Below are 312 nucleotides of genomic sequence, written 5' to 3'. Positions count from 1 at the left end.
TAGGCTTACCCGTTGAGCCTGACGTGTAGGTGATATAGGCCAGATTGTGCGGTCTCACGACACTGGTTGGCCGTGTTGAGGGCTGCGTGGCGATCTGGGCCCAGCTTGTCTCCAGCACCACGGTCTGAGCCTGGGTGGCGGGCAACAGTGGCTCAAGATGGGGCTGCAGCACCACTGCTGCGACTTGTGCATCCTCCAACATATAAGCGATGCGTTCAGCCGGATAACTTGGATCCAGGGGCAAGTAAGCACCCCCTGCTTTCAAGATACCCAATAAGCCCACGAGCATCTGTAGCGAGCGCTCGGCACAGA

General features: G+C 58.3%; 1 protein-coding gene. It reads right to left on the bottom strand.

Annotated elements, in window-relative coordinates; translation table 11 throughout:
• Window positions 1-312 (bottom strand): AMP-binding protein (locus tag KPG66_RS17435; protein WP_237071688.1); only part of this gene is annotated, 312 nt, incomplete at both ends.

Source organism: Mycetohabitans sp. B2, assembly GCF_021733735.1.
In the GTDB taxonomy this organism is placed as follows: Bacteria; Pseudomonadota; Gammaproteobacteria; order Burkholderiales; family Burkholderiaceae; genus Mycetohabitans; species Mycetohabitans rhizoxinica.
The sequence above is the reverse complement of the archived record's forward strand: the minus strand, read 5'-3'. Positions and strand labels throughout refer to the sequence as shown.